This is a genomic window from Dyella telluris (assembly GCF_014297575.1).
Taxonomy (GTDB): Bacteria; Pseudomonadota; Gammaproteobacteria; order Xanthomonadales; family Rhodanobacteraceae; genus Dyella; species Dyella telluris.
In genome coordinates, this window is sequence record NZ_CP060412.1 from 4,843,415 (window position 1) to 4,869,378 (window position 25,964).

29 protein-coding genes are annotated in these 25,964 nt (G+C 62.0%); 11 read left to right on the plus strand and 18 right to left on the minus strand.

Features of this window, described 5'->3' with window-relative positions:
• Positions 1 to 14 precede the first annotated feature (14 nt).
• The gene (locus H8F01_RS21035) at positions 15 to 482 is read right to left on the minus strand and encodes a hypothetical protein (protein ID WP_187056948.1); all 468 of its coding nucleotides are present in this window, start codon (positions 480 to 482) and stop codon (positions 15 to 17) included.
• 304 nt (positions 483 to 786) lie between these two features.
• On the opposite strand from H8F01_RS21035, the gene H8F01_RS21040 reads away from it, so the two are divergent.
• Together H8F01_RS21040 and H8F01_RS21045 are read left to right on the plus strand one after the other, a co-directional pair.
• Positions 787 to 1,785: an MBL fold metallo-hydrolase gene (locus tag H8F01_RS21040; RefSeq protein ID WP_187056949.1), complete on the plus strand. Its 999-nt coding sequence runs from the start codon at positions 787 to 789 to the stop codon at positions 1,783 to 1,785.
• A 12-nt stretch (positions 1,786 to 1,797) separates the two neighbouring features.
• Complete coding sequence (locus H8F01_RS21045) at positions 1,798 to 2,799, plus strand: NAD(P)H-quinone oxidoreductase (RefSeq protein ID WP_187056950.1); 1,002 nt, start codon at positions 1,798 to 1,800, stop codon at positions 2,797 to 2,799.
• A 21-nt stretch (positions 2,800 to 2,820) separates the two neighbouring features.
• Here the strand turns inward: H8F01_RS21045 and H8F01_RS21050 are convergent, their stop codons facing one another.
• Together H8F01_RS21050 and H8F01_RS21055 are read right to left on the minus strand one after the other, a co-directional pair.
• Entirely contained in the window at positions 2,821 to 3,048 is a 228-nt protein-coding gene (locus H8F01_RS21050) for a hypothetical protein (RefSeq protein ID WP_187056951.1), read from the minus strand.
• A gap of 315 nt (positions 3,049 to 3,363) precedes the next feature.
• The gene (locus H8F01_RS21055; RefSeq protein WP_187056952.1) at positions 3,364 to 3,798 is read right to left on the minus strand and encodes a universal stress protein; all 435 of its coding nucleotides are present in this window, start codon (positions 3,796 to 3,798) and stop codon (positions 3,364 to 3,366) included.
• 234 nt (positions 3,799 to 4,032) lie between these two features.
• On the opposite strand from H8F01_RS21055, the gene H8F01_RS21060 reads away from it, so the two are divergent.
• Positions 4,033 to 4,470, plus strand: coding sequence for a universal stress protein (locus H8F01_RS21060; protein ID WP_187056953.1), 438 nt, complete (start codon positions 4,033 to 4,035; stop codon positions 4,468 to 4,470).
• Positions 4,471 to 4,559: 89 nt separating this feature from the next.
• Here the strand turns inward: H8F01_RS21060 and H8F01_RS21065 are convergent, their stop codons facing one another.
• The 3 genes from H8F01_RS21065 to H8F01_RS21075 form a co-directional block, all read right to left on the minus strand.
• On the minus strand, positions 4,560 to 6,854 hold the full coding sequence (locus H8F01_RS21065; RefSeq protein ID WP_187056954.1) for a TonB-dependent receptor: 2,295 nt from the start codon (positions 6,852 to 6,854) through the stop codon (positions 4,560 to 4,562).
• 169 nt (positions 6,855 to 7,023) lie between these two features.
• Complete coding sequence (locus tag H8F01_RS21070; protein ID WP_187056955.1) at positions 7,024 to 7,461, minus strand: DUF2946 domain-containing protein; 438 nt, start codon at positions 7,459 to 7,461, stop codon at positions 7,024 to 7,026.
• 146 nt (positions 7,462 to 7,607) lie between these two features.
• On the minus strand, positions 7,608 to 8,027 hold the full coding sequence (locus tag H8F01_RS21075) for a DUF1801 domain-containing protein (protein WP_187056956.1): 420 nt from the start codon (positions 8,025 to 8,027) through the stop codon (positions 7,608 to 7,610).
• 190 nt (positions 8,028 to 8,217) lie between these two features.
• Between H8F01_RS21075 and H8F01_RS21080 the strand changes: the two genes are divergently transcribed.
• Entirely contained in the window at positions 8,218 to 8,829 is a 612-nt protein-coding gene (locus tag H8F01_RS21080) for a histidine phosphatase family protein (protein ID WP_187056957.1), read from the plus strand.
• Between the two features lie 12 nt (positions 8,830 to 8,841).
• Here H8F01_RS21080 and H8F01_RS21085 read toward each other — a convergent pair whose 3' ends face one another.
• Both H8F01_RS21085 and H8F01_RS21090 read right to left on the minus strand, forming a co-directional pair.
• Positions 8,842 to 9,282: a hypothetical protein gene (locus tag H8F01_RS21085; protein WP_187056958.1), complete on the minus strand. Its 441-nt coding sequence runs from the start codon at positions 9,280 to 9,282 to the stop codon at positions 8,842 to 8,844.
• Positions 9,283 to 9,484: 202 nt separating this feature from the next.
• Positions 9,485 to 9,742, minus strand: coding sequence for a hypothetical protein (locus H8F01_RS21090; RefSeq protein WP_187056959.1), 258 nt, complete (start codon positions 9,740 to 9,742; stop codon positions 9,485 to 9,487).
• Positions 9,743 to 10,351: 609 nt separating this feature from the next.
• Here H8F01_RS21090 and H8F01_RS21095 point away from each other — a divergent pair.
• The 3 genes from H8F01_RS21095 (at position 10,352) to H8F01_RS21105 (ending at position 12,027) form a co-directional block, all read left to right on the plus strand.
• Positions 10,352 to 10,963, plus strand: coding sequence for a M17 family peptidase N-terminal domain-containing protein (locus H8F01_RS21095; RefSeq protein ID WP_187056960.1), 612 nt, complete (start codon positions 10,352 to 10,354; stop codon positions 10,961 to 10,963).
• A 253-nt stretch (positions 10,964 to 11,216) separates the two neighbouring features.
• Complete coding sequence (locus H8F01_RS21100; protein WP_187056961.1) at positions 11,217 to 11,543, plus strand: hypothetical protein; 327 nt, start codon at positions 11,217 to 11,219, stop codon at positions 11,541 to 11,543.
• Positions 11,544 to 11,760: 217 nt separating this feature from the next.
• Positions 11,761 to 12,027, plus strand: a complete 267-nt coding sequence (locus tag H8F01_RS21105; RefSeq protein WP_187056962.1) for a helix-turn-helix transcriptional regulator — start codon at positions 11,761 to 11,763, stop codon at positions 12,025 to 12,027.
• Between the two features lie 40 nt (positions 12,028 to 12,067).
• Here H8F01_RS21105 and H8F01_RS21110 read toward each other — a convergent pair whose 3' ends face one another.
• From H8F01_RS21110 to H8F01_RS21145, 8 genes are all read right to left on the minus strand, one after another.
• On the minus strand, positions 12,068 to 13,045 hold the full coding sequence (locus H8F01_RS21110; RefSeq protein ID WP_187056963.1) for an SOS response-associated peptidase family protein: 978 nt from the start codon (positions 13,043 to 13,045) through the stop codon (positions 12,068 to 12,070).
• 8 nt (positions 13,046 to 13,053) lie between these two features.
• Positions 13,054 to 13,263 (minus strand): hypothetical protein, encoded by a 210-nt coding sequence (locus H8F01_RS21115; protein ID WP_187056964.1) that lies wholly within the window; start codon positions 13,261 to 13,263, stop codon positions 13,054 to 13,056.
• Positions 13,264 to 13,438: 175 nt separating this feature from the next.
• Positions 13,439 to 13,879, minus strand: coding sequence for a hypothetical protein (locus H8F01_RS21120; protein WP_187056965.1), 441 nt, complete (start codon positions 13,877 to 13,879; stop codon positions 13,439 to 13,441).
• A 489-nt stretch (positions 13,880 to 14,368) separates the two neighbouring features.
• Positions 14,369 to 14,932, minus strand: coding sequence for a hypothetical protein (locus H8F01_RS21125; protein ID WP_187056966.1), 564 nt, complete (start codon positions 14,930 to 14,932; stop codon positions 14,369 to 14,371).
• A gap of 442 nt (positions 14,933 to 15,374) precedes the next feature.
• On the minus strand, positions 15,375 to 16,370 hold the full coding sequence (locus tag H8F01_RS21130) for an SLAC1 anion channel family protein (RefSeq protein WP_187056967.1): 996 nt from the start codon (positions 16,368 to 16,370) through the stop codon (positions 15,375 to 15,377).
• Positions 16,371 to 16,520: 150 nt separating this feature from the next.
• Positions 16,521 to 16,862: a hypothetical protein gene (locus H8F01_RS21135; protein WP_187056968.1), complete on the minus strand. Its 342-nt coding sequence runs from the start codon at positions 16,860 to 16,862 to the stop codon at positions 16,521 to 16,523.
• A gap of 70 nt (positions 16,863 to 16,932) precedes the next feature.
• On the minus strand, positions 16,933 to 17,280 hold the full coding sequence (locus H8F01_RS21140) for a hypothetical protein (protein ID WP_187056969.1): 348 nt from the start codon (positions 17,278 to 17,280) through the stop codon (positions 16,933 to 16,935).
• 66 nt (positions 17,281 to 17,346) lie between these two features.
• On the minus strand, positions 17,347 to 18,276 hold the full coding sequence (locus H8F01_RS21145) for an alpha/beta hydrolase family protein (protein ID WP_187056970.1): 930 nt from the start codon (positions 18,274 to 18,276) through the stop codon (positions 17,347 to 17,349).
• 257 nt (positions 18,277 to 18,533) lie between these two features.
• Between H8F01_RS21145 and H8F01_RS21150 the strand changes: the two genes are divergently transcribed.
• Entirely contained in the window at positions 18,534 to 19,430 is an 897-nt protein-coding gene (locus tag H8F01_RS21150) for a dienelactone hydrolase family protein (RefSeq protein WP_187056971.1), read from the plus strand.
• Positions 19,431 to 20,234: 804 nt separating this feature from the next.
• The gene (locus tag H8F01_RS21155; protein ID WP_187056972.1) at positions 20,235 to 21,500 is read left to right on the plus strand and encodes a tyrosine-type recombinase/integrase; all 1,266 of its coding nucleotides are present in this window, start codon (positions 20,235 to 20,237) and stop codon (positions 21,498 to 21,500) included.
• A gap of 206 nt (positions 21,501 to 21,706) precedes the next feature.
• Here the strand turns inward: H8F01_RS21155 and H8F01_RS21160 are convergent, their stop codons facing one another.
• Complete coding sequence (locus tag H8F01_RS21160) at positions 21,707 to 23,170, minus strand: YagK/YfjJ domain-containing protein (protein WP_187056973.1); 1,464 nt, start codon at positions 23,168 to 23,170, stop codon at positions 21,707 to 21,709.
• 850 nt (positions 23,171 to 24,020) lie between these two features.
• On the opposite strand from H8F01_RS21160, the gene H8F01_RS21170 reads away from it, so the two are divergent.
• Together H8F01_RS21170 and H8F01_RS21175 are read left to right on the plus strand one after the other, a co-directional pair.
• Entirely contained in the window at positions 24,021 to 24,389 is a 369-nt protein-coding gene (locus H8F01_RS21170) for a hypothetical protein (protein WP_187056975.1), read from the plus strand.
• A 102-nt stretch (positions 24,390 to 24,491) separates the two neighbouring features.
• Positions 24,492 to 25,454 (plus strand): DUF932 domain-containing protein, encoded by a 963-nt coding sequence (locus H8F01_RS21175; RefSeq protein ID WP_187056976.1) that lies wholly within the window; start codon positions 24,492 to 24,494, stop codon positions 25,452 to 25,454.
• A gap of 150 nt (positions 25,455 to 25,604) precedes the next feature.
• Here H8F01_RS21175 and H8F01_RS21180 read toward each other — a convergent pair whose 3' ends face one another.
• The gene (locus H8F01_RS21180; protein WP_187056977.1) at positions 25,605 to 25,910 is read right to left on the minus strand and encodes a helix-turn-helix domain-containing protein; all 306 of its coding nucleotides are present in this window, start codon (positions 25,908 to 25,910) and stop codon (positions 25,605 to 25,607) included.
• Between the last annotated feature and the right edge of the window lie 54 nt (positions 25,911 to 25,964).

Consider the following 25,964-nt stretch of genomic DNA (forward strand, 5'->3'; position numbering starts at 1 on the left):
GCCTCAGCGCATCATCAATTGATGCGGGAACTGCATTCGATCGGATCGTGGCAATCGGTTGCCGCCACATAGACCCTCGCCACCCCCGTGGCCTGCGGTGCCACCAGCACCTTCACCGAGCTGTCCTGATAGACGATCTCGCCGGTGGTGCTGCCCGAGGCCGGCAGCGGTTCGTCCGGTGTCGCCACACGCGTGGCGTCCGAACCCAGCGGCAGGGTCAGGAAGTGGCCGTTGGACGCAGCGACAGCACCGCGCACCTTGCCGTTCAGATCATTGACCTGCACGTAGCGCACGCCGTTGCGCTGGAACACGTAGACGTGCCAGTGCGGACTTGCGCTGACGTCGGTGGTGTTGGGCCATGACTGGCCAAGCCCCGTGGCCGGCAGTGCGCCATCCGCCATGGCATTCATCGACGTCAACGACGCCGCCAACAACCCTGTCGCCAGCCAGAAACCAAACCGACGGCTCGATGCATGGTGCATAGGTGTTCCCTCCATAGTCGATACCCATATCGAGATGCCTGGTGGCATCGCTCTAGTTCCATCAGCACTGGCTTGCGACGTTGCGCCGGAAGCCAGACGCCGGACTCTGCCCTAGTCATCCGGTGCCGGTAAGTGCCCGCCATGCGCTCTACGGCACGCTTCAGACGAGATCCGCGACACATTTCACATGGCCATCACAAAACCGGCCAGGTAAAGGGGGCGAACTAAACCCTTCGGCGCCCTGGCGCATCGGACTCGCTGCATGCCGCGACCGCCCGTCGCGCCCGGATCCGTCGAGGCAAGAATGAAGTACGTCATGATCGTGCTGTGCTGTGCCGCCACCCTGCTGGGCATGCCTGCTTTCGCCCAGCCCTCGCCCGGCGACATGAATGTCCACTGGGATGCCGGTGCTGCCAATTGCCAGAAGAACCCGCCCCGCCCACTCCAGGTGCATCGCTACGACCAAGGCACCTACATCCTGCGCGAAAGTCTCTGCCAAACCTACGAAGGGCCGTTCATCTATCTGCTCATCGGTGCCAACCGCGCCCTGCTTATCGACACCGGTGATGTAGCTGATGCCGACAAGATGCCGCTCGCTTCCACCGTGCTCGGCTTGTTGCCCGAGGTGAACGGCAAGCGGATTCCGCTGCTCATCGCCCACACGCATGGTCACCTGGATCACCGCGAAGGCGACGCGCAGTTCGCCAGCGCCCCCGACGTTGCCATCATCGGCACCGACCTGCCCCACGTCATCGACGGCTTCGGCTTTCGCGACTGGCCCAACGACGTGGCCCATGTCGACCTGGGCGGCCGCACGGTCGACGTCATCGCCACGCCTGGCCACTACCCTTCACACGTCTCGTTCTACGACGGCAACACCGGTCTGCTGTTCACCGGTGATTTTTTCCTTCCCGGCCGGCTGATCATCGACAACACCGAGGCTGATCGCGCCAGCGCCGCGCGCATCAACGACTACGTGCGCGATCGACCGGTAACCTACGTGCTGGGCGGCCATGTGGAACTGGACCGGCATGGACAGACCGAACCCACCGGCTCGAACTGGCACCCCGACGAAGCACCACTGCCACTGGGCAAGGCCGACCTGGCCCAACTCCCCCAGCTGCTCGCGTCGTTCAACGGGTTCTACACACAGACCGGCCGCTTCGTGATGTACAGCCAGACGCGCATGCTGCAGGTGATCGGGGTGATCGGCATTCTTCTCCTGATCGTCATCGTGCTCTCCCTACGCTGGTGGTTCAGACACCGGCGCCACGCACGGGCCGCCGCCCAGGGACTCCACTGACCGGAGCGCATCATGCCGCCCTCGCTCCCCGCGACGATGACCGAGATCCACATCAGCAGCCCCGGCAAGGCGGACGTGCTGATACCAAGACAGGCACCCACGCCACAGCCCCGGCCCGGTGAAGTGCTGATCCAGGTGCGCGCTGCGGGGGTGAATCGCCCGGACGTGCTGCAGCGCGAGGGCAGCTATCCCATTCCGCCCGGCGCCAACCCCATCCCGGGACTGGAAGTGGCGGGCACGGTGGCCTCCGTCGGCGACGGCGTCACCGGGCTTTCGGTGGGCGACGAAGTGTGCGCACTGACCAATGGCGGCGGTTACGCAGAGTACTGCGTGGTTCCCGCCGGGCAGGTGCTGCCCATACCTGCCGGCGTATCCATGCTGCAGGCGGCCGCCATTCCGGAAACCTTCTTCACCGTGTGGGCCAACCTGTTCCAGCTGGGGCATGCGCGTCGCGGCGAAGTCGCACTGATCCATGGCGGCACCAGCGGTATCGGCACCACCGCGCTGATGCTGTGCCAGGAGTTCGGCATCCGCGCCTTCGCCACCGCAGGTGGACGGGAGAAATGCGAAGCCATCCGCGAACTGGGCGGCGAGCCCATCAACTATCGCCAGGAATCGTTTGTCGAGGTGGTGCTGGCGAAAACGGAAGGCCGCGGCGCGGACGTGATCCTGGACATCATGGGCGCCGCCTATTTCGCCGACAACCTGACCACGCTGGCGCGTGACGGACGCCTGCTGTTGATCGGCTTCCTCGGCGGTGGCACGGCGGAACACGTCAACCTGCACGCCATCATGGCCAAGCGCGCGGTGATCACGGGCTCGGCCATGCGCCCGCGCTCCTCACAGGAAAAGGCCGCCATTGCCGCCTCGCTCAGGGAACAGGTATGGCCGGCGCTCGCCCAAGGGCGATGCCTGCCGATGATCCACGCCACTTACCCGCTGACCCGCGCGGCGGATGCCCATCGTGAAATGGAAAGCAGCCAGCACATCGGCAAGATTGTGCTGGCTGTCTGACCCGCGAAACCGGGTGATGGCTCAGAAGGCCCGCACCGTTTGCCGGGCCGATGGAAACGGCGTGCGCCCGTGCGCGGATTCCTGCCACTCCTCCATCTGGCGGCGGGCCTCGCGAATCTGCAGTTCCCCGGCCGGGTGCTGGCGCAACTGGGCCCGCAGCAGTTCGATTTCCTGCTGCAGCAGCGCGTTCTGCTCGACCAGTTCGTCGCAGGCGCGGGTCAGCAGGTCATTGTCGCGATCCCATTCCATAAAGGTACCGCCAAGTCCCGGGTGGGGAGTTCTACGTTGCCCTTGGCGCCGTTAACGCGTCGTGACACTTTGAGTAAAACTTACGCGCGGACGCGAAACGGGTAGGCAGCCAGTCTGCAAGCCCCTTCCCCGGCACACACCCGGCCTGCCCGGATGCCCAAAGCGCTGGATGACAACCCTCGAAAGCCGGCCCCGGAAACCGCTTCCCGAGCATGTCCCGGGCGACTCAGAGCCCGGCCGATCCCGGCGCGCACGCCAGGGCCTGCGATCACCCGGCGTCACGAATCAGCCAGACGTGGCGGCGGAGCGCCGACCTCAATGGCACACCATCACCGACGTATCGCAACTGATCATGACTTTGTGCGTCACGCTGCCCAGCAGCACGCGCTCCAGTCCGCCAAAACCGCGGGAGCCCATCACGATCAGGTCGCAATGATGTTTGGCTGCTGCCGCCACGATGGCCACGTAGGGCCGCAAGTCGAATACAAACTCGGTTTCGCACGGCACGTTCGCCGCACCGGCGCGACGGGTGACCTCGGCCAGGTACTCCTGCGCGCGTTCCTTCGCCGCCTCGCTGTAACAGCCGCGATGCTGGAGCAGCTCGGACATAAAGGACACCGTGGAGAGCGGCGGCAGCACATGGAAGCCAAACACTTTCGCGTCCAGCCGGGCCGCCAGGGCAATGCCGGTATCCACTGCCCTCAACGTGTATTCGGAGCCATCAACCGGCAGCAGGATATGCTTGAACATGACCAGGTCTCCCTTGGCGTTCTGTGCCAAGTTTAGTCCTGCCACGTTGGCATGACGTGCACAACCAACGGCTGTAAGCAGGCTTCCATGCGGCGGATTGACGCCACGCGTACCGGGGCAGGTGCGCCTTGCCTAAGCTGGACCGTAAGCACCGTGACGAACGCTGCACGGCCACTGCGCCACGCTGCCCTTGCCCATTCTTTCGCCGCGCTTGCGGCTCCCTGCGAGGAATCCATGTTCAAGCACATCCTTATCCCCGTCGATGGCTCCGAACTCTCCCTGCGCGCCGCAAAAACCGGCATCGAACAGGCCACCCTGACCAAGGGCAAGGTCACCGCCATCCATGTCATCTCACCGTTCCAGACCATTGCCTACATGGGCGCCATCCTGGCTGCCACCGAGTTCGCCTATAACGAAGAAGCCAAGGCCAACGGCCAGCGTTACCTCGACCAGGTGAAGGCACTGGCCGACGCCGCCGGCGTGCCGTACGAGGGCTTGATGGAGTTCGGCGACCAGCCGTACGAAACCATCGTGAAGACCTGCCAGAACGCGCACGCCGACCTGATCGTGATGGGCTCCAACGGCTGGCGCGGCATGACCCGCCTGTTGCTTGGCAGCGAAACCCACAAAGTGTTGCTTCGCGCCGACGTGCCCGTGCTGGTGTGCCACTGAACCAGCTGCGCTCCCGCCCATCACACGCATGGTGGGAGCGCCCCGTGCGCGACAGCCGTTGCAGCCGTCGCGCACCCAGTCGCCCTTCGTTACAGGCTCAACTTGAGATCCGCCACATACGTCCGCTGCGGAAACGGGTGATACAGGTAGTACTTCTGGTTGGTGAAGTTGTCGACGCCGAACGAAGCCGCCAGATGCTCGTTGATCTGGTAATGCGCACGCAGATCGAACACCGTGAACGAGTCGAAGGCACCGAACACGTGCGGCGTGTTGTCGGTGTTGTCCAGGGTCGAATACTGCTTGCCGCTGTAACGCCCCGCCAGGGTGAACGCCCACGCCGCGTCGGGGCGATACGTCGCCACCGCTGTAGCGCGCCAGCGCGGCACATAGGGCGCATGCTTGCCTTCCGACGTGGTGCCGGTCGCACTGGCGAAACTGTCATTGGACAGGATGGTGGAATCGACGAAAGTCACGCTGCCTGACAGGTCCAGCCCATTGATCAGCACATTGGTCTTCTGCGCCGCCAGCTCGATGCCGCGGTTGCGCAACTTGCCCACGTTCGTCACAAAGGTCACCGGTACCGCCACGTTGGGCAGCGTCGAGGTCTGCGAGATCAGCGCGTCTTTCGTGTTCTCCTGAAACAACGACAGGCGAACCATGCCCTGCTCGATCGCATGCTCCACGGCCAGCTCGCCGCTACGCACGGTTTCCGGTTTCAGGTCCGGATTGGGCACGCTGTACGTGGAACCCGTCTGCACGAGCTGGTAGAGCTCGCCCACCGTCGGAAACCGGATGGCCTTGGCCAGCGAGCCTGTGATGCGCCAGTCATCCGCCACGCTCCATTGCAGGGTCGCCTTGGGCGAGAAGCCGTCCGCCTTCTCCACCGGCTGCTGCACGGCCGTCTTTCCGCTGAAATTGTAGCCGTCGCTGGCCTTCCACCATTCGTAGCGCCCGCCCAGCGTGAACAGCCAGCCCGGGGCCAGCGTCCAGGCGTCCTGCAGCCACAAAGCCTGCGTCCGCGTCTTGCCGCGACCGGCCGAATACAGCGTGGTGAGGCTGTCCGGATCCTCCCAGTCGCTCAGGTTGGTGGTGGGGTTGTCGAGCGTGTACTCATCGGCATGCGCGCCCACGGACACCTCGTGCGCACCGCCATAACCCTGCGGACGCCAGATGCCAGTAGCATCGGCCGTGGACCATCCGGTGCCGCCATAGCTGGCAAGACGCCCGTTGGTGGTAACGCCGGTACCGGTGGTCACGCCCGCCGGCTGCCACTGGTTGTCCTTGAGGAAGCCGTAGTGCGTGACCACGAACGAGGCGTCGTAGTCGCCCTTGGTATCCGACTTCACCGACAGCCCTTGCATCAGGTGATGCGCACTGAGCTGATAGGTGTTGCTGGCAAAACCCGCCACCTTGCCGTAGGTGGGGTCGCCCGATGCGTCCGTCAGGTAAGTATCGGTGCGCGACTGGCCGTGATTGCTCCAGTAGCCCACCAGGTAGGTGGCCTTCCACTCCGGCGTGATGTCGTAGGTCAGTTCACCGTTGAGATCCAGCATGCGCGTGTGCAGCAGGCCGCCCGCGCCGTAAACGTTCGCTACCTGCCCCGTCTTGTTCAGCGCGGGGACGGTGCCGCTGGTACCGGCCGGCGTGATCGCGCCGGTGATGAAGGACAGCGGCTGACTGAAGCTGTTCATGGCGTTGGCACCGAAGAACCAGCCCAGCTTGCCGCTGCGCCCCCCCGCCGTGAGGCTGGTCTGGCTGGTGCTGTAGTTGCCATGCGTGCCGTACAGGTCAAACGACTGCACCGCCTCGGTCTGCTTGACGGTCACCTCGGTCTTGTCGGGCATGCGCGTCACGATGTGCATGACACCGCCCATCGAGTTCCCCGCGTAAGCCGCGGAGAACGGGCCATACAACATGTCAATGTGATCGATCGCCTCAGGCGACGTCATGCCCCAGCGTGGCGCGCCGATGGTGTTGTTGTTGGCGATCAGCGCCGAGATCGGGATGTCGTCGATATACACCAGCGTGCGCGCGCTGGAGTTGACGCCCCAGGTACGCGTGGCCAGCACCGGCTGCGTGTCGCCGTAGTTGCGCTTGCGGACGAACAGGCTCGGCAGGTATTTCACCGCGTCCTCGACATCCACGGCATTGATGGTGGCCTCCACCTGTTCCGCGGGCACCGAGGCGAGCGTCGCGGGAAAGCCCGGCGCGGCGAGTTTCTGCGTGGCCGCGGAAACCTTGACCTCGCCCAGGCTGGTCACCTTCTGGTCGGGGGCGGACGCGTCGGGCGTGTCGTCAGTGCCGCCCTGGGCCATGGCGATGGAGGAAGCAAGCAGCGTGAGCGGCAGTCCAAGGACCGCTCCGCGCAGGAAGGAAGAACGCATGACTCAAATTCCATGAGGGCCCGCGCCGCTGGGCGACGCATGGCTGGGGCACGGGCAATCACGGGAAACCGGACGCGTCAGCGCAATCCCCGCGCGTCGTCGCCCTTCCCCTGTGTTGCCGTCGATGGCAGCCACCGGCGCGCGATACGCGCACCAGGCCGCCGAACCGTCATCCCATCAGGACAGACGGTGGCCCTCGCGGACGTGCGCTGAGCAGTGGTTGCGCGTGCCACGACGCGCTGGCGGGTGCTGCCGGCGAAACCACCGGCAGCGGCGTGGCCAGCAACAGCGCGACCACGCCACCCGAAAGCAGCGGCGTATGCGACAGCAAGGCGCAGTAGCCGCAGTGATCCATGTGCTGGGCCGGGTCGCCCGGCTGCTCCGGCATGCCGGGCATATGCACCATGCCCGGCATATCGGCCATGCCTGGCATATCGGACATCAATGCCAGATCGGCACCCGCCGCATGCCCTGCGCACCAGGCTCCCGACTCGCCGGAAGCCAGCATGGGAAGCACACGGGAAACCGTTGGCGCACCCACGAGCAGCCACATGGCGGCAATAGCCAGCCATGCAACGAAGCGTCGTGATGTCCTGCGTCGGATCAAGCCGTTCCCCAACCCTTGAGTGGGCTCCAGACATGATCGCACGACTGGCGGTTTCCGACATGAACTACAGGTGCGGCGTGGCGTCGCCCTTCCATCGCGCTGATACGCACCGGCCCGGCTTTCTGGGAGCCATTCCGGCCCCGGGATCAGCTCTTTTCGGCCTTGCCGGTCTTTGCCCGGGCCCGGGCGGGCGCGTTCTTCTTCAGCTTCTCGCGATTGTGGGCGATGGCTTTGCGCACCAGCTGCTTCAGCGCGCGCTTGTCGATCTTGTCACCCTCGTGCAGATCAATCGCCCGCCACTTGCCGCCATCCAGCCCGGCGTTGAACAACCCACTGGGATCATCCAGCTGTGCGCCATGCATGAAGGTGATTTTCACCTTGTCCTTGTGTGCATTGGCCACCGCGATCATGCCGTCGCACGACCACACCGGGCTGCCCATCCACTTCCATTCCTCGATGATGGCCTCGTCGGCAGAAAGAATGGTTTCGCGAAGGCTGGCCAGCGTCTTGCCGCGCCAGTCCGCGATGCCGGCGATCAGCTGATCGATGCGCTCGGATGGATTCATCAGATGGACACTCCCTGCTCGATGCAACCTTGTGCGGAACTCGCTGCAGGCGTCGGTGGATGGCCATCGACAGAACGCCCTCGTGCGAGAATCCCCACCCCTGGCGACACCATAAACGCAGCCACCGGCCATGGCACGTGCCATCCGACCTGCCCGTCACGAGATGTCGCCGCCCCTTGGAGAGGCACGCATGACCACGTTGTTGCTGATCCGGCACGGAGAAGTGATAGGCATCCAGCCACCCACCTTCCGCGGCCGGCTGGACCTTGCCCTGACCGACAACGGCAAGCGCCAGATCGCCCTTACGCGCGACCACCTGAGCCGTCACGAAAAGCTCGATGCGATCTACTGCAGCCCGTTGTCACGCTGCGTCATCACAGCCAACACCATCGGCTCGGCCTTCGGCCTGCAGGGCACCGCGCATGCCGGCCTTATCGACATCGACTACGGCAGCTGGAGCAGCCTGCCGGTGAGCGAGGTGGAGCAGCGCTGGCCGCACGAAGCCAGCCTCTGGCAAACCGCGCCGCACCGCTTCCGCATCCCTGGTGGCGAATCCCTGCAGGAAGTGGCCGCCCGGGCCACGGACGCGCTTGCCGACATCCAGCAGGCCCATCCGCAGCAGCGCGTCGCGGTCGTCACGCACGACAGCGTCATCCGCGTGCTGCTCTGCCATTTCGCCGGATTGCCGCTGTCGAGCTACTGGCTCTTCCAGCCATCGCCGTGCGGCATCACCACCATCAAGGCGGGCGACACGGTGGCCATTCCTTCCATCAACAGCGCCCAGCACCTGCTGCTTGCCTGAGGGCGACCAGGGTCACTCCTCGCCCAACATGCCCTGCACGCCGAGCAGGCCCTTGACGGCCTTCTCGGCGGTATCGCGCATGGCGTTCGCCAGATGAAGCGTGTTGCGTGGCGTCATGTCGTGGTGCTGCAGCAGTTCGCTCAACTCGTGCAGCGTGTCGAGATCCACCATGCAATGCCGCAAAACGGACATCGCCAGTGGCGACCGTGCCACCGACTCACCGGCAAGCGCGCGCTGTAGCGCCACCACGGCCTGCCTCGCGCCGTCGGCCATCGACGCGGCCAGAGCAAGTGGCAAGGCACCATCCTCCGCGGCCCGGCGGGCGAACGCGAGAAAAGCCCTTGCTGCGCGCAACGCCTGTGCAACGGCCGCTTCCAGATCAACCTGCATGTACCGCTCCACCACCTCATGTCGTGGAGCCAATCTAGGAAAGCGATACGAATAAAGGCTCACGCTTCCTCACCCGATGGTGAGGTTCGTTAGGTACGTGTCGGCCTTGTGAATCAGGAAGGCCCCGCATCGCTGCAGGGCCTTCGTACGTGCCACGATCACCCGATGCCTTCACCACACAGGTGGTAGCAACACCGCGTTGCTTGCCTTGGCATCACCACTACGCACTCATCGTCGTGGGCAATCCATGAGTGCGCAAAGCGACTCAGTGGCCCTTGCCGTTGGTCTTGGCCAGGCCCTTGCCCTTGGACTTGTCGCGCGACACATCGCGCACGGCCGGGCCAACCTTTTCATCGGCCGCCTTGGCGCTTTTTGCTTCCGCTGACACGGCATCGCCGTGTGCATCGTGATTCATCGACATGCTGGCAGGCGCGCCACCGCCACCATGACCGTGCTGCGCGGCCGCCGCCATCGGCATGGCAAAAAGCGAAGCAATCAGCGCGAGGGGAATAAGGTTACGCATGACAAGGCTCCTGAACGCATGAAGAGAACCGTCGCGCCGGTGGCGAGGGCGGTGCAGGAAACATGGCACAGCGCCCCATACCTCCGATGAATATGGCAGGCCGCCGGCGTGGGTAACGCATCGTCATTCAGCGCGTTGTTCTGTTGCGTCAGCCCACTGAAAGATCGCAACGCATAGGGAGACAAGCTGGTGTCAGGTTCGCCGTAGCAAGGGCGCCTTTAACCACGTCAGCGTGATGAAAGAGCAGCAACGACGTCATGCATGCGCGGCACGGAGCGCCGCCCATGCATTGATGGGCTGGGCTCCCTGTTCGCCTTTGCCAGCGCCGCGTCGAAGGGCCTGCTATAGAACCCCGTAGCCCGGATGAAGCCATCGGCGGAATCCGGGAGCGCCTCACGCTCCACGCTGCGCGAGGCACGAACCGCACCATCGTCCGGCCGGAGTTGCATGGCGCTTTCGCTTCGTTGCCCCGGATTCTCGCTACGCTTCATCCGGGCTACGTGCTGACCGGACCATCACGCATCACTGAAACGAGTGTGGTCATGCTCGGGCGATCGCACGAACATCCCGTCAGAACACGTTGTTCAATCCCCGCGAGAACCCATCACCATGACGACCATGCGCACCATTGGAAGCAGCCACGGCGTAACCATCCAGGTCGCCGCCTGGGACGGGGTTGCCGCGCAGGCCGAGCTCTCCTGCGCCTGCATGTTCACGCATGAGGTATCGAGCGACGGCCCGCAGGGCGGCCTGAAGCATCTGGACGATGCACTGGGTTCCCGCCTGGTGACCATGCGTCGCGAAGGTAGCTTTACCGCAACGCGAGGCTCGTCGCTGTTGATCGACCATCCGCCCGCGAACATCAGCGCATCGGCCGTGCTGGTGCTGGGTCTGGGCTCGCCGGACGACTGGACGCCCGCCGTGATGGGTGACGCCGTGGCACAGGCCTACCTCATCGCCTCGCAACGCGGCTTTGCCAGCGTGGCGTTCGCACCCAGCATGCTGGATGCAGGACTGGACCCCGGCCGCACTGGCGACGTGCCTGACCGCATGATGGAAGCGCTGGTGAACGCGATTGATGCGGGCGCCCGGACGGACCACCACGCACAGGCCACCAAGGCCAGCGTGCGCACCTGGGTCTTTGACGTGGGCGCAGCGCGTTTCGATGCGGTGTACCAGCGATTCCTCGACGCACTGACCCGCGCCACCGGCAACGCATAAACAGCGTCACACGCCCTGTCCGGCGCGGCACCCCAGTCCCGCGCCCACTGCCTATCGAAGTGATGCCCGACGAGGTATCACCGATAAAACCCTACAGCTCGCCACAACGGGCTTTGCTAGCTTGACCGGACCGCTCGCGGGCGTCTTCGGACGAGGTTGCGGGCGGTCACGGCAGCAATGTCGTGAGTCGCGGGCCGCCGGTGCTACCAACACCGACGACCCGCTAACCATCACCAACTAATTGGAGTTGATCATGGCTAACGTCGATCATACGGCACGCCTGTGCCCAGCCCTTCCAGTGGGCCACGCCTCACGCGCTTCGCCCGCCGCCGACCCTCCGGCGGCCTACCACACGTCGCCATCGCTTCGGTTGTCCACGTTGGATGACGTGGCGTTTGCGCTGCGCGCGCTCACGCTGCTTTGCCAGGAAGACGAGCGGTTACGCCACACGGTACGGCACCCTGATGTGCCGCCGCTGCGGCCGTTGGCCACTTACTACCGGCAGGGCATCACCGTGGCCATGCAGTGTCTGGCGCAGTACGCCCGGCAGCTCGGTAGCGGGCAGGTGACGAGCGCGTAAGCGAACCGGAATGATCGAGCCTTGTGGCGTGCTGCCTCCTTGACGGCACGCCACACCCGGCCATCCCGGACGCTCCAACCAGGCTTTTGCCTACACGGATTCCCTCAACGGCATCCGCTGGTTTCGTGCACCCGAAGAAAGGCAGCTTATGCGCCCCCAGTCGCCACACACCCTGGTTCCGATTCGCCCTGGCTTGCCCATCGACACCATGACCTGCGTGCGCCCACCCCGCCCGGTGCCACTCGATGAGCACACGCTGCCCGATGGCGTGAGCGCCGATGAGCAGGCACGCCGCTGCGGCATTGCTACGCGCGACCTGCGCCGCATCCTGAGTGGCGCGCCGATGTCGGTCGAAGAAGCCACTCGCCTGGCGGGCGCGATACAACGCGGCGCGTTGTACTGGCTGGCGCTGCAGGTTTGCCACGACCTTGAACGGCTGATGCGCGAGACCGCCACGGGAACCCACCCCGGGCAGCAGGAATGAAGCCGATGGCGTGGTCCGGGGACGCAACGCCCGCGCCGCCCTACTTATCCGGCACTGCGTGCTCGTAAAAGGCATCAATCGGGTCATCCAGAATGGCGAACATCGCCGACAGGTGACCCGGATCGGGCGCCAGCCACGCATCCACATGTTCGGGCTTGAGCGCGATGATGCAGCGATCGTGCCCTGCATCCTGCACTTCCGGTGGCGGATCCCGCGTAATCACGGCAAACGAATAGAAACCCTCCTCGCCCTCCGCCGGCTCCACATGGCGCCACAGGCAGGCCAGCAACATCTCCTGCTTCGGCTCCGGCTCGAAGCGCACCTCCACGGCAATATCGCGCTCGCCCGGCACCAGCTCGCGATGCTGCAGCCGATGCAACGACACGCTCTCGTAGAACCGCCGCGCCACGATTACGCCGTGGTTGTAGCCAAACAGCTTCTTCCACACGCTGTGCAGCTTGTCCTTGCGCGCGTTGTACGTTCCCGGCTTCTCCAGCTCGTCAGCCTTCGTCCAGCCCGGCAGGCGACAGCGGTAACGTGCCGGCACGATCATGCGCGCACCGGTAGCGGGGTCGCGTATCAGCAACGGCGCAAACTGGCCGGGCCAAAGGCGGCCATAGCCATCACTTTTCGCCTGCGACTGAACTTCTTCCAGCCGCTCGCGCGCCGCGGCAATTTTGTTGGTGGCCACGCGCTTGTCGGTCTCGGCCTTCTTCGTGGGCTTGGGCGACGCCAGCACCGCCTCCGCCTTCACCAGGCGCTCCGTCTGCGCGGCCAGCTCCTCTTCGATCACCAGCGTGGCGGAGCGGTAGGCTTCCAGCATCGCCTGCCTCACCGCCTCCTCACCTTCGTTGCGAGGATGCTCGAACGGCTCGCGCATGGCCTTGGGCACGACCTTGAACAGGTCGCCGGTAAAACGGCGCGCCTCCAGCATCTTGGCAAACGCATGGATATCCAGCGTGCCACCCATGCGCTCGTAAAGACGAAAATCTTCCCAAACCTCGGCGGAGTAGCACACAGCCCCTCCTAAGGAGACGGCGCCCCGTGAAAAGCCAGCATACTCTCCAGCTTGTCGGCCACCCAGTCATGCTCCTGGCCGGCACTTTCCAGCAGCGTATCCGCCTCCCCGGCAAACGCCGGCCAGAAATCGCCAGGCTCGGGAAACTGCTCCAGCAGGTCAGGAAGATGGCCCTCGATGCGGTTCAGGGCCTTTTGGAGAGCGGCGCGCGTGGTCATGTGCGCACCTTAGGGAGAGGGGGTCTCAGCGGCTGAGATTGTCGTGGAGCGCCACGCCGTGCGCGGCTGGCCCTGCATGTGATCAGGGGGCGGGCACGCAAACGGGGTCGGATTCACACCCGGGCAGGCATGTGAACCCAGCCCCGTCAGGCCGGTGTCGACCTTGGCTCCAGCGTTACTTGTCTTCCGAAATCGTCAGGCCACCGACGCTCACGCCCAGATCGATGCCCTGCCCCGCACCGGACAGCGCCAGGGAGACCTCGCCCTTGGTGAGCACTTGTGCGGTGCCGGACTTCACGGCACCCGCACTGGCATCCGCCTGCGCGTAGGTGCCCAGCACATCGCTGATCTTGTGCAGGTCACTGAAATTGCCGATGCCATCGTCGATGCGGGACTTGCCGGCCGTCAGTCCACCACCATGACTTTCAAGCTTGACCTTCATGGTTTGACCGTCTTTGCAGGTAACCACGCCCTTGCCGCTGGTGTGCTTGTAGATCACCGACCAGCCGGACAGGCTGAATCTCATGGTGCACTCCAGGTTCGCGGCACTGGCCATCTGGGAGACGGCTAGTGCACACAGCACGATGGACGTCTGAACGAACAGTCGACCTTTCATGGGATGACTCCGTGACTGAGGGTGAAAGTTCTGGCTATCAAGCGGATGCTGCCTGATCTGATACCTACCCTGACGACGATGACCGGTAGCAGGACCATCGGTTTTCCACGCGACCATGCGAACGCGGTGAATTATCGTCCCGCAAAGGCGCGCCCCGGCAAACCGTAGTTCTACGGAGAGCAGCGCTCACCCCATCCCTGGGTGCGGCACCTGGCCGAAGAGTTCGCGTCGGGTTGCGGGCTCAAACGGCCAGCGCGACGGCGACGCGCGGCCTCCCGGGCTCCACCCGAGGGGCCCGATCTGCCTGGGCCGCCCATCAGGGAGGCCTGTTTGACCTTTCGCCTGGAGGACCCCCTCCGGCGTCGACCACCACGCCCACCCTCAGAACGAAAAGGCCCGGCGAGCCATCGCCGGGCCTTTTGTTGGGGGCTGCCGAGATGTCCGCGACCGGAAGGTGGACCTTGCCCCCATTCCGTCAGCCCTCCGGGATCAACACGCCACGCCACCATCCACCGGCAGCGTTTGCGTCGAACCCTTATAGGTAATCGTCAAGGTGCCATGCAGCTCGGTACTGTCGGCGTTCTCGTTGGTTTCGCCCGCCTCGACCGTCTCAACGATACGCAGCGTATGCGCGGCGTCTTCATACAAGGTGATACTGCTCGTGTCATCGGTGTTGGTCTGCACCATGACCACGCGAATCAGTTTGCCATCGATGCGCATGAAGCCCACGCCATCCTTGTCGGCGTCGGCTTCACGGAAGACATCCCCGGGCTGCGACGCTGAATCCTTTCGCCTCAGGCTGGTGCTGCAACCCTGCAGTTCGGCATCACCATCATTCAACCCCAGCACACCGACCACGAACGAGGCACCGGGCGCCGGGCTGGATGCGGCACTTGACGCCGCCACGGGTGCCTTTTGTGCGGCAGCCGATGCGGCAGACGCCGGTGGCGTAGACGTCTTTGCCTGCTCGCTGGTTGCCGGCTGCTCATGACAGGCCACGAGGAAGCCCGCAGCAGCGCACAGCAGCAAGGCCAGCTTATTCTTCTTATCCATGAAGTAACTCAGTCGTGTTGGAGGGATGGAACCATGGTGAAGGCATGGATCGTCGGAGCGCTTTTGGACAAAAGCCCCCATGCCGGGATGTGGATTCTACTCAGACAGCATTCGATCTATCGCCAGGGCGCAGCCAGAGGCTGATAGCCGCCACGGCGAGCAAAAGAACAAAGATCCCCAGGAAGATCTTGCCAAGCAAGCTCGTAAGAGCGGCGGATTGCTGCCCATGATCGAGACGAAAAACCTCATCATTGAAGTTCAGTGCCGAGACTTCGGGATGACCCACTTCGTAAGCAATGGGAACCTGCTTGTTGGTGCGCGCGCAGGCGACCCTGGGGTCACTGGAGCGACCACCTGGATCTGCGAGGAATCCATCTCATCGCTTCGGGTCGAAAGCGGTCCTTCGAGTACACCCCCGGAAATAAGTGATGGCCAACAAAACCTAACCGCTAAGTGTGCGCAACTCACCCGACAGGAGTCCCTTCAAGGTTCGAACAAAAAGCCCAACGATGGAAAGGCTGGCAACCGCAAGAAGAAAAATGGCGACACCATGGGTGAATGGACTCGGATTCACTCCAGCAAATTTGATGGCGCAAATGGCCGACGCAGCAAGCGGGAAGCTGACAGCCCACCAGGAAACGCGGAAGGGACAACACCGGGCGAGATAACGCATCTGCCCGATGAGAACGGCCAGAAGAAATAGCGATATCAGGTAGAGCGCCTCGGCAAATACATCCTGACTACGCGTTACCGTAAGGTACGTGGAATACCCAACAGAAAATGGCGCGACCAGGATCATCAGGGATGGCCGAAGGCCCTCGGGAATGGGGTCCTGAAACAGAAGTCGCGAAAATATGAGCGTAAAGAGGGGCACGGCAAAGAACAGACCCACCGCCATTGCAAACACCCCTAAGCGGGTATCTGCGTTCAGACCAAGCGCAGGCATGGCTAACGGGATATCCAGCAGCCCCACCACCGGCACAATCCAGGCGGGCGTGGCGTGAGCCATTTGCTGTCGCTCACTCATCCATCGACTAACGATAAGCCACGCAAAAAGTGTCATCCCGCAGGCCCCGATCACCCAAAGGCCAAGCGCAAGTTGCGGGCTGAACTGGACCGACACCAGCGGGAGTAAAAGCAGGCTGATCCACACTGCCCCGAAGAGACTTCCAGCGATCGGGTGCTGGAATTCACTCTTTACTGCCTGCCAGGCCGTCATGCATTTCCAGGCGTAGGCGAGCGCCAAGGCCGCGAACACCACCATCGCGCACACGCCGATGACATCGGCAACTTCTGCCGGCATGCCATACAAGCGCGCGGCCAGGCGCCATGCCACGGAAAGCCCGATCAAACCCATTACTGACCCAAAGAGCCCCACGGGCAAGTAGTCAAGCAGCGGTCGCCTGAGCGTGGCCTCTTCCTGCAGCATCGCGTTCATGATCACCCTCCATTGTCGGGATACACCGAAATCCGGTTAGCAGATTGACGGGCGTTGACTGCAGTTCCATTTCGTTCACTGCGCGCCTTGCAGCGGGCGCGGCCTCGATTACTAATGTCGGCTACGGGTCGAAAGCGGACCTTCCTCTTGTCATGCCGAATCCACCTTTTGACCCAAGAAGAGTTCGGGTTGCAGCCTTAAGAAGATGCCCTGGTCCCTTCCGACCTCGATCTCCAGAGTCGGGTGAGATGGACCTTCGTGGATCTTGAGGTCAGCAATTCTCTGCGCGTCGAGCTCGTAAACAACTCTCCCGCGTGTCCCAAGCACCAACTTCACGGATCGATAGGAAGGCGACACAACGAACTCCACGCTCCAGTCGCCGCTCTTCACCCTATAAATCAAGCCGCTGTATGGCCAAGGTACGTCCGCGTCCATTCGTTCAGACTCGGAACCAAAGAACAAATCAAGATCCGTTTCGGCAACGGTAAGCAAATTGGCTCCCTCCCTAAGGTCCGCTATGGGTCGAAAGCGGACATTCTTCTATTGCGCGATCGACCCTATGCTACTTCCGGAAAATTAGCTCCGGGTGGGTAAAAGTCACCCAGAGGAAGATCAGTCCTGCAGCCATCGCGCACGCGCTTAGCACCCTGATGACAATGATGCGCCGACGCATGTCCGGCCCGTGCTCGGGTGCGGGCAAATGCGAGTCCACGAGCATACCAATCACACCAAACCACGAACCTATATCCCACCAGTGCAGCGAGCCATCACGTGTCTTGAAGTAACCCGGGTCAACATTTTTGAGCTGTTGAGCGACACGCCATGTCATGAAATTGATGCTTATGACGGCCAGTCCCAGGGCATCCACTACAGGCCCATACCGCATCTTCCCCTCCCGCTCCAGCATCACGACCGCTACCGAGAAAAACAGTCCGCTACGGGTCGAAAGCGGATGCTCACGCTTTGGCTTCCCGTACTACTTGATCGTTTCAAGCCACTGCAGCACGGCGCGCGAGAGCTCCGTTCGCTGATCCGAGTAAGCGTGGTCTGTCGCCAGATGCAGTGTGGTGACGCGGGTGTCTCCCGCTTGGCGAAGTGCACTCGCAAAAGCATCGTCCACGGCTGCCAGTCCGTCGTCCGAAGTCACCACGAACACGGGCCTGTCCTTGATCTCCCCCACCTTCGCGCCAAATCGCCACGCAGATACGTGATCGGAAAGCTCTTTTGCCAAACCATCAGGAGTGCACCCGCTCAGCGGCGCCATGCCGTCCTCGGCCAGAGACGCGCCCATGGCCTTGATCGCGCCAGCCTTGGAATCGTGGGACTGCAACTGCTCCAGTTCGCCGGCCAAATCGGCACCTGAAATCATGGCAATGCCCCGGATGGCGGGGTCGGCGGCAGCGCCATGGACCGCCATGAAGCCTCCCATACTGTGGCCCACGAGTACGATCCTGGATGGATCGGTCCGCAGGCGGCTGGCGTTTGCGGGCTGGCGCAGATATGCGACGGCCGCTGCGACATCGTCGAGGCCATGCGAGAAGGAGAAGCTTCCCGGTGAACCCCACGACCCGCGATAGTTGAAGTAGAGAACGTTCCACCCGGCGCGCCGCATGTCTTGCGCGAGGTCCAGGTTTCGCTCGTTTCCGGGAAAGCCGTGCAACAGGATCACGGTCGGGTGCGGTCCAGCGCCCGCAGCCACGTAGACCAGCGCATTCATTAGCGATCCGTGGCTGGCGATCTGCATGGTCTCCATGGACGCCTTCGGCTCGCCTTCTGATTTGGAGGTACCGTCGACGCCGGCTTTTGCATCGTCTGCCGACCCCACACCAAAGGCCTGCGCCGGCGCAAGCGACTGGCACAGCAAAAGGCAAACCGCAAACCCTGCGGATGTCAAAGACGCTTTCATGCTTCCCCCTGGATGAGATGGCTGGAGTCCGCTGACTGCCGCCGTAGCCTGACTTTAAGGGGGAAGCGAGGTACCGGGAAAGCCTCTCCCTGTCGGCAAGACGGCTTATGACTGGGCTGTTCAAGGCCCGCTGCGGGTTGCGAATTCAACCGGAAGCGGACGCTGAAACCCGCCCTACGGCAACCAGTGTTTGCGATAGGCCCAGAGTAGGGAGCTGCCCACCTAGCCATCCCTGACTCAGGCTACCATTGCCCGCCATGACCAACCTCGCAACGAAGCTTCGGGAACGCCTGTCGCTTGCGGACCCCGTTCCGATGGCATTTGAACGACACGACGTCGTGGAGGCTGACGGTTACCTAAGGGAGCGAATTGAGTACCAGGGACTCGAAGGCGACCCTATTCCCGCTTTCCTGTTCACGCCGAGGGGACGCGATGCGCTCGGCGGGGTGGTTGTCTTTCACCAACACAACGGGGAATTCCACTTCGGCAAGAGCGAAGTTGCCGGCGATGTGGGCAACGCCTTTCAAGCCTTCGGGCCAGCACTCGCCCGAAAGGGCATCGCCGTCCTGGCTCCGGACTCCATCACTTTCGAGGATCGACGCGCGGCAGTTCGCGGCGTGGAGCCGGATTATTACGATTGGCTCCAGCACTACAACGCCATGAGCTATCGATTGCTGGACGGCGACCTGTTGATGAGGAAGGTGCTGGATGACGCCCAACGCGCGCTGAGCGTATTACTCCAGGCCACGGGGCTAGACGAGCGACTCGTGGGCGTGGCGGGTCACTCCTACGGCGGTTATACAGCCCTCTACCACGCGGCCGTCGATGCCCGATGCCAATGGGCATGCATTAGTGGGTCGGTGTGCAGCTTCGAGACGCGCCGCCGGGAAGGCACTGGGTTTACCCTCTTCGAGGCCGTACCTGGGCTCGCTCACCTGATCGACACGCACGATCTTCTTTCAGCCATCGGACCTCGACCGACGATGGTTGTGTCGGGCACGAAAGACAAGTATTCGCGTGACGCCGATCAGGTCGTCGCCAAGGTTGCCGGCAACTTTATTACCGAGCTGCGCGTCGACCGCGAACATGCACTCGATCAGGAGAGATTCGACGCGATCGTTGAATGGATCGTAGCCCGCGCATCCGAAAGCTGAGGTGGAATCCGGGTGGGTTCTCACCCTGTCTCTCCGCCAGATACGCAAACGCCCCCAAGCGGCAGGAATGTCGCCTCTCATGGGAAGAGTGGGATTGCCGGGTGCATCCATGCACCCAACCCCTACGCGCTGCGCGCTACGGGGCCAGCCTGCGGCTGTCCAAATGTGTTCCTGACATATTTGTCAAACCCGGGTGGGGTCTCACCCTGTCTCTCCGCCAGATACGCAAACGCCCCCAAGCGGCAGGAATGTCGCCTCTCATGGGAAGAGTGGGATTGCTGGGTGCATCCATGCACCCAACCCCTACGCGCTGCGCGCTACGGGGCCAGCCTGCGGCTGTCCAAATGTGTTGCTGACAAATTTGTCGAACCCGGGTGGGGTCTCACCCTGTCTCTCCGCCAGATACGCAAACGCCCCCAAGCGGCAGGAATGTCGCCTCTCATGGGAAGAGTGGGATTGCTGGGTGCATCCATGCACCCAACCCCTACGCGCTACGGGGCCAGCCTGCGGCTGTCCAAATTTGTTCCTGACAAATTTGTGGAACCCGGGTGGGGTCTCACCCTGTCTCTCCGCCAGATACGCAAACGCCCCCAGTTGGGGGCGTTTGCGTATCTGGCGGAGAGAGTGACCGCCTGCAACTTCCGCAACGAGGACCAAGACACTGCAATGAGTTGCAAGAATAATACGTAATTTAAGCTGTATTTGCGAATAAAAGGCCCAGCGAACCGCAACAAGCCTCAACCACAATCAAGTCAGAATGGCATACTGCCTGGCATACCAAAACTCGATTCGGAGTCCCTCCCCATGGCATTACTGACTGACACCAAGGCGCGCAGCGTCAAACCCGGAGGTACGCCTGTCGCGCATGGCGGAGTCATCGGACTGGCACTTCACCCCTCCCCCAGCCAGAAAGGGCTAGGCAAGTGGGTTCTCCGCTATGTCAGCCCAGTCACCAAGAAACGCCGTAACGCAGGGCTTGGCAGCTATCCGGCAGTCGGCATCGCCGAGGCAGCGCGACAGGCGCGGTTGATGCGCGAGCAGATCGCCCGCGGAGAAGATCCGCTAGAAATTAAAGCCAACGAAGCGACCAAGCCGCACACGCCTCTCCTGCGCGAGGCGGCGGAAAAACTGCACAAGGAACTGACTCCGGGCTGGAAGAATCCCAAGCATGCTCAGCAATGGATCAATACCCTAGTCGAGTACGCCTTCCCCATCATCGGCTCAATGCCCTTGGACCAAATCCAGCCGGGCCACATTGCTGACGTACTGCGGCCAATCTGGCTGACGAAAGCAGAGACCGCCGGACGGGTGAAGCAGAGGCTACACGCCGTGATGGCCTGGGGGTGGGCACACGGCTTCTGTTTGTCCAACCCAGTGGACGTCGTGGCGCACCTCCTCCCCCTTCAACCAGGCAAGACCATCCGCACGCAGCATCAGCCAGCCATGCCCTGGCGCGCCATCCCCGCGTTTGTTGCCGGCCACCTGGAAATGCCAAGTAGCCTCGATGTCTCTCGTCAGGTGTTGGCATTCCTAATTCTGACCGCTGCCCGATCGGGCGAAGTTCGTCAGATGACGTGGAGCGAAATTGACCTAAAGGCCAGGGTGTGGACGCTACCTGCAGAAAGGATGAAGGCTAAGCAAATCCATCGCGTACCTCTGTCCTGGCAAGCGATTGCGATTCTCAAGCACCAGCAAAGCCAACACGAAAGCCTAGTGTTTCCTTCTGTGCGAGATCGAGCCCCGCTATCGGACATGGCCTTAACGACGTTTCTGCGACGCATAGATGCTGCAAGTGATGTTGCCGAACGTACCGCTACGGCACACGGATTCCGTTCCAGCTTCCGCGATTGGTGTAGTGAAAAAGGACATCCGCGCGACTTGGCAGAGCGCGCGTTGGCTCACGCAGTCCAGAACAAAGTAGAGGCGGCTTACCATCGGACGGACTTGTTGGAGCAACGACGCCCCTTGATGCAGGCTTGGGCTGACCACGTCACTAGTCTGCTCGGAAAGGAAAAGCTAGCCAACACAGATGCCGAACGCCACGCCGAGAAGAGACGGGCTTGGCGATGAGTCAACCCGACCGGACAACTTTAATCCGGGTATTTTCGAAGTACTCATCCTGCGAGCGATGATGCTTGTGAGTCACGTCTTCCGTAATCCCATCGCATGGAATGGGTGCGGGCTTCCAGGCTCTTAGGAACAAAGGAGGCTTGATCCGTGGAGTCAAGCCTCCTCGCCATCCGGCGCCGCGCCGTATCGCCCTCGACCACAGTGCGTCAGATGAACTCGTGGATCGGCCACCTGCCCCCACTCGCATCAAGCTTGCGCGGGCTCTTGCGGCGATACGAGAACGTGCTCTTGAACGCTCCATTGATGTCCGGGAGCGGTTTACGAGGCGCACCACGACGAGGAGCGGATTCGTCCCACTTCGGCATAATCCCTTTCCGCAGATTGCGATCCTTCCCACCGCCCGTCTTGAGCTGATGGTTGCCTTTGGTCATGTAGCGAATTGCGCGACGCAACCCTTCGCGCTTGTCTTGGTCATGGACGTGCACCAAGCCCATGCCATTGTATTCAAGCCTATCCTGCCGGGCATTGTTGTTGTTGTAGCTAGAGCCGTTGCAGTGCTCGATCCAATACTCCCCGAGCTTCTGTGCGTAGGCGATGTCTTTGCAATGCTTATGGCCATCCAGCGCGACTAGCACGTGGTAGTGCATACCCCGCCGAAAGCCGTTCTCCCGCTTGCAGATCCACCCGGCCATATCAGGCACAAGATGCCTCTCTCGGAGGTCTCGAAGGAACTTCTCCAGGCTCTTGTCAGCAGCCTCTACATATTCCAGGCGCTCACCCTCAGAGCCATAGTGCGAATAGGGGTGATAGTACAAATCTATCCTTAGTATCAGGATCTTGGAATGCCTCTTGAACAAAGCATCCATATACCGCATGCAACTCATAAACGCTGCGGCGGCATTGCGCTCACTGTTGTTCGAGAGGTACTTGAATCGCTTTGAACGGCATACACGACGGATAAAACGAACCATCCGATCGAGTGCGGAGCGCGCCTCGCCTAAGCGAAGATCAAGATCATCCCCCATGCGAGCACAGTTAAGAATTCGGACCCACTTGTCACACGCGCGAAGCGCAACCGTGATGTGCGGATTGAAGATCTGCGATCCGCAACGCTCCCTAATGAAAGGATGGTAGCTCTTGCACATGTTCCACACGTCCCTACCAAGTGGGGTCAAGCGATAGCGTTCCCCATAGCGAGTCCGTTCAAGCTTGATCGGTCCGTCGTCTACTTCCGCGATACGCTTTGCGATGCGCTCTAAAGACCCGATGAATCGATGCCAATCGAACTCATCCGTAATGTAGACGCTTCCATCTTCGAGATAGATGCAGCCACGCGAAAAGGCGCTCAGGTGCGCATCATTCGCAATGCGACGTTTCTCATACCCCTTATTCATCAGACCCATAATTGCCCCCAACACCAGCTCCCATCGGCTTAGTGCCGACCTGTAGGAATAGGTATTACCTGTAGGAATAGGTAATAGCATAGGAACCGGAAATCCCAGGACACCAATGCCCCGAGATTTCCGGCCCTTAGCTATTCGATGCCCCATCAATTGCCCAATAAGGCCGCCGGGGTAGGCGCGGTGAGTTACTGTTTTTTTTAGGCTATATCCGCGCTGGAGAGCAGGCTCTTGGCCGCTGTCGGCGGGCTTGCAGGTGTCTGAGATCATCAAGAAAGCAGTGCTTCCGTGACCTCCGATCCTCGGTGTGTTTCGGTCCCCTCTTCACACTGTCGACAAAATGACAGTCGCTGTACACAGTTGCTGTATCCAGCCGCCGGGGTGGGCGCGGTAAGTGCTTGTTGTGTCTTACTTGATCAAGCCTGCTCGCGGCAGGCATCGATGTACTTTTGTAGCTGTTGAAGCTCGAAACCTATAGCCCCTCGACGTTCGCCACCGCCGAGGCGGATTGGCCTTGGCATTCGAGGGTCGTACCAACGACTTTCTTTGTTGATGCGGTTTCTTATTGTGGACTCACTCAGACCAACGAACGCACATGCTTCAGGCATTCGCAGGACTCGGTTGGTTCCGACAGTCACGCTCTACACCTCACTCCTTGCTTGAGGTTCGTGGATTCTGCGGCCAAGGCATGGCAGTTGTCCAGTCCCGGCCTTGAACCGCCAATGACGATATGGACGTCCGTCGGCGTTGGGTCTTATTGGTCTTCTTTGGGCTTAGGAGCCCAACTCACTTGCCAATGAACTAAGTCGACGCGAGGAATACGTCGCTTCGCCGCCCTGTCGATTTGCTGCCGCCTCCTCAATCCTGCCTTTCGAATGAAAGAAATTTCAAACTCACATCACCGTGCAGAGTGACCATTCGGTTGCTCCATCCGTGCTGCCTATCGGCGGATGTCCTTGTTCATCAGGAGCATTGAAGATGTTGCAGCGATTCGTAGTGGGCTATCCCTATCCGTCAATGGCGGAACACCTGTTCGTATTCGTCCTGATCTTTCTGGCCGGCAGCGTGTGGGCGGCCTGTGTTCGTCGCTATGTACAGCACCGCCTGAGGGCCCAGACTCATGCGTGAGTTGTCGATAGAACAGGACTGGCAGGGTGACTCCGTCGATATGACATCGCGCTGCCCCAAGTGCAGGTCCATTTACGTCGAGGCCCGAAACCTAGCCCAGCGGCTTGGCGGTGCCATCGGAGCCATCGCAGGCACCACCAGCGGCGTCGCCGTGGCACTGTCGGGCGCGGAGCTGGGGCTTATCGCGGGTCCTTTCGGCGCCCTGCTGGGGGCGGTAGCAGGCGTGGTCATCGAGGGCATAGTTGGCGGGGCTGCCGGTTGCTTGGCCGGCGCCAAGCTGGGGAGCGCCATCGACCGGAACGTCCTGCATAACCACCTGTGCCGCGCCTGTGGCCACACCTTCACCGACAAGTCGTCCTAGACCATCGACGCTGTAATAGCCGTTTCATTCCACCCTTACGCACGCATAGAGCCCGGCAAAGCCGGGCTCTATGCGTTTTTGCACCTATACAAGGAGTCTGTCATGCATCTGGTTCAATCCATGGCCTACGTCGGGGAACAACCCTGGCATGGCCTCGGCCATCACCTTGCCCCTCACCAACCGCTGGACGTTTGGGCGCGGCAGGCCGGCATGGACTGGCGAATCGAAGCCGCTGACGTGCAGTACGACGTCACCGACTCAACTCCCGAGGCGCTTCACGCGTTTCCGGAACAGAGGGTCCTTTACCGATCGGACACCAAAACTCCCCTGTCGGTAGTCTCTCGCCGTTACAAGGTCGTCCAACCAGCTGAGATCCTGGAGTTCTATCGCGACCTCAGTGAGGTCGGCGGCTACGAACTGGAGACGGCTGGCGTACTCAAGGAGGGCAAAAAGTTCTGGGCGTTGGCCCGCACCGGCCAGAGCGTCACCCTGAAAGGTCGTGACACCGTGAACGGCTACCTGCTATTGGCAACCGCCTGCGATGGCACCCTGGCCACGACGGCACAATTCACGTCAGTACGCGTGGTGTGCAACAACACCTTGGCCATTGCGCTGAGCGACAACGCCGGGACCGTCAAAGTACCGCATCGAAGTGAATTCGATGCACAGGCCGTCAAGCGCCAACTTGGCATCGCGATCACCCCGTGGTTGGCGTTCGAGGACTACATCAAGGAGCTCGCCCGCTGTCGGGTCGCCGATCGAACCGTGGAGGCCTTTCTGCAAAAGGTGTTCGCCCATCCGGCGTCCGGGCAGGCGCCAGGGTCCTCCGCCGTCAACGAACAAGCTGTCCAGAAAGTGTTGTCGCTATATCTAGGCCAGGGCCGAGGGGCTGAGCAGCCTTCGGCGAGGGGAACAGCTTGGGGCTTGCTCAACGGCGTGACCGAATATGTAGACCATCACCGGCGCGCACGCTCCCATGACTATAGAAGGGATGGTGCCTGGTTCGGATCGGGGGCGGCGATTAAGCAACGGGCATGGCTAGAGGCGCTGAAATTGGTGGCGTAAAGGCTGCACCCCAACCAACTATGCATGTTCCGATGCTAGCGTAGGAGTCATCAAAACTTGGAGCACGCGCCTTTATCAGAGGTGCGTGCTCGATTCAAACTCAGTGGCCTTTGACCGCGTGCCGCGCCCGTGTCGCCTGCTCCGACCCGTTCACTTAGGCCCTTTTCGCCGGCCTTTTTCCTGCCCACCCAAAACCCGTTCAATCTCGGTGGCCCACTGCACGAGATCCGCCCCGCAAGCATTGCACCAATCGCGGATTTGAAGCCCATCCAAACGGATTACTCCTCGTTCGGCCGAGGTGACGTAGTTCTGAGAGCGCCCTAGTCGTTCGGCCAACGCGACCTGAGTAAATCCATGGCGTTGGCGCAGCTCTCGAAGCATGCTCAAAAAAACCTGATTTTCCGGCCGGTAGAGGGACTTTGGAGCCCGCTCGGCCAGTTCGTGAGCCCGTCCCATCGGCCCGCTCCAAAACCAGTCGGACCCCTACCCTATAACCCGACCTTCAATACA